Here is a 1,971-nt window from a genome sequence, read left to right as displayed (position 1 = left end):
CCCCCCCCCCCCCCCCCCCCCCCCCCCCCCCCCCCCCCCCCCCCCCCCCCCCCCCCCCCCCCCCCCCCCCCCCCCCCCCCCCCCCCCCCCCCCCCCCCCCCCCCCCCCCCCCCCCGCGCCCTGCGCCACCACCCCCTCCACAGCAGGAAGGATCCTCGCCCATGGCCTCCGACGCCGCCGAAGCCATCCTTGAGGCCCGCCGCAGTCGGCGTGTCCTGGCGCCGCTCGGAGCCCTGGCGCCGCGCACGGCCGAGGCCGGGTATACCTTGCAGCGGGAGATCGCCCTGCGCCTCGGCGGGGTGCCGCCGGCCGGGTTCAAGATCGGTGCGACGACGACGCAGATGCAGGCCTATCTCGGCCTGTCGGGGCCGGCGGCGGGGTTCGTGCCGAAGGCGGGGCTGCGCGCCACGCCGGCCAGCGTGCGCCATGCCGACTATGTCGATCCGGGGATCGAGTGCGAGGTCGGGCTGCGGCTCGCGCGCGACATCCCGCCCGGCCCCTGCACGCAGGACCAGGCGGCGGCAGCGGTAGGCGAGGTCTTCGCTGCCATGGAGATCGTCGACCGCCGCTATGGCGACCTGGCGGTGCTCGGCACGCCGACGCTGATCGCCGACCAGGTGTTCCATGCCGGCGGCGTGCTGGGGGCGCCGGTGGCGGATTGGCGGGCGATCGACCTGGCGGCGACGCGCGGGCGCATCAGCGTGGACGGGCAGGTGCGCGCGGAGGGCGTGGGCGCGGACCTGCTGGGACATCCCTTCGCGGCGCTGGCCTGGCTGGCCGCGTCTGGCTGCGCGGCGGCCTTCGGCGGGCTGCGCGCGGGGCAGGTGGTCTTCCTGGGGTCCGTCACGCCGCCGATCTGGATCGACAAGCCGTGCCGCACGGCGGTGGAGTTCGACACGCTGGGGCGGGTGGAACTGACATTCACCTGAAGCGCCACGGCGCCCTTCACGCTGCAGGCCGCGCGCCCATGTGCGGGACATGACGATGGGGCAGGCTCAATCCACGCGCATAGCAGGCGAGGCCGGGCTACTGCGCCAGGCCTGGGCGGTGCTGCAGCCGCCTTCGGTCAGCGCGCTCTACGGGCTGCTCGGTGCGCGGCCGTTCACCGGGCGCGGGATGTGGCTCAACCTCGGCCATTGGCGCGACGCGCGCAGCATCGACCAGGCCTGCCCGGCGCTGGCGCAGCTGGTCGGCGAGGCCGCGGGCCTGGGGCCGGCGGATACGGTGGTCGATGTCGGGTTCGGCTTCGCCGACCAGGACATGCTCTGGGCCGAGCGCTTCGCGCCCCAGCGGATCATCGGGCTGAACATCACGCCGCTGCATGTGCGGCTCGCTCGTGCGCGGGTGCGGCGGCGCGGCCTGGCGGATCGGATCGACCTGCGCGAGGGCTCGGCCACCGCCATGCCGCTGCCCGATGCCTGCTGCGACGTGGTGACGGCGGTGGAATGCGCCTTCCACTTCGACACGCGCGCGGATTTCCTGGCCGAGGCGATGCGCGTGCTGCGCCCGGGCGGGCGGATCGTGCTGGCGGATATCATCCCGGCCGCGCCGGCCGGCGGGGCGCTGCGGCGGCGCTGGCAGTCGGCGTCCTGGCGTGCGCTGGCGCGCGCGCTGTCGGTCCCGCGGGCCAATGCCGACACGCGCGATGCCTATGCGGCACGCTTCGCCGCTGTAGGGTTCGAAGGCGTGTCGGTCGAGCCGATCGGCGACGAGGTCTTCCCTGGCTTCCACCAGGCGCTTCGCGAGGACGAAGCCTTCTTCGCCCGGCTGCCGGCCTCGGCGCGGCTGGCCTATCGGCCGCTGCTGCGGATCGAGGCCGGCGATGTCTACGCCGGCCTCGACTACGTGCTCGCCTTCGCGCGCAAGCCGGGCTGAGCGGTCAGTAGTAGTAGCCGCGCTGGGGCCGCGGCGCGGTGAGCGCGCCCACCGCGGCGCCGCCCGCGCCGCCGATGGCCGGCCCTGCCGGCGGCG

The 1,971-nt window shown here is 76.1% G+C and carries 2 protein-coding genes; both read left to right on the top strand.

Going from position 1 to position 1,971, the window contains the following annotated elements:
* The first annotated feature begins 161 nt into the window (after positions 1–161).
* Positions 162–929, top strand: coding sequence for a 2-keto-4-pentenoate hydratase (locus tag HW578_RS25955; protein ID WP_198373599.1), 768 nt, complete (start codon positions 162–164; stop codon positions 927–929).
* Positions 930–978: 49 nt separating this feature from the next.
* On the top strand, positions 979–1,875 hold the full coding sequence (locus HW578_RS25950; protein WP_198373598.1) for a class I SAM-dependent methyltransferase: 897 nt from the start codon (positions 979–981) through the stop codon (positions 1,873–1,875).
* Positions 1,876–1,971: the final 96 nt, after the last annotated feature.

It is taken from the genome of Roseomonas rosulenta (assembly GCF_016106005.1).
Taxonomy (GTDB): domain Bacteria; phylum Pseudomonadota; class Alphaproteobacteria; order Acetobacterales; family Acetobacteraceae; genus Neoroseomonas; species Neoroseomonas rosulenta.
The sequence above is the reverse complement of the archived record's forward strand: the minus strand, read 5'-3'. Positions and strand labels throughout refer to the sequence as shown.

What these genes read in the sequence shown, in the direction of transcription:
- HW578_RS25955 (WP_198373599.1), top strand. Translation starts at nt 162, where the DNA reads ATGGCCTCCGACGCCGCCGAAGCCATCCTTGAGGCCCGCCGCAGTCGG.
- HW578_RS25950 (WP_198373598.1), top strand. Translation starts at nt 979, where the DNA reads ATGACGATGGGGCAGGCTCAATCCACGCGCATAGCAGGCGAGGCCGGG.